This window comes from Vibrio sp. YT-19(2023), assembly GCF_033337395.1.
In genome coordinates this window covers 1-500 of sequence record NZ_JAWOQN010001259.1, presented here as the reverse complement: position 1 = coordinate 500, position 500 = coordinate 1, and the positions used below count along the sequence as shown (strand labels likewise).

1 pseudogene is annotated in these 500 nt (G+C 44.2%); it reads right to left on the bottom strand.

Annotated features, from left to right (window positions below):
• A pseudogene (locus R7E78_RS31145) lies at positions 1–500 on the bottom strand (FAD-dependent oxidoreductase); the annotation flags it as partial.

The following is a 500-nucleotide window of genomic DNA, read 5'->3' as shown; positions in this document are numbered from 1 at the left end:
GAATGTGTCAGAAGAGTCGATATGCTGCAAAATGTTCATGTTGTACGTCAGGGACGGCAATCGTTGCAGCTCCTCTTCGCCTCCTTCCAGCAAATAGTTCCACGATGCCCATGCAGATTTTCGTTTCGGTAATACACTCGTGTCAGTGTGAAGAACCACATCATTTGCTTGGTAAGTCATATTCGACAAAATGTCGTTTTCACATGACGAGGGGTCACTAAGCATTGCTAAAGCCTGGTCGCTATGGCAAGAAAAAATGACTTCATCAAACCATTCACACTGCCCATTTGCATAAATCGCTACACCTTGTTCACTGCGAACGACTTTTTCAACCGGACTATTCAATCGAATCTTGTCTGCAAATCCTTGCGTTAAAGGTGGAATATAAGCACGTGAACCACCCTTGATAACGTACCATTGCGGACGATTCGTCACGTCTAACAAACCGTGATTGAGGAAAAAGCGTAAGAAGAACATCAATGGAAATGCACGCATGTCAG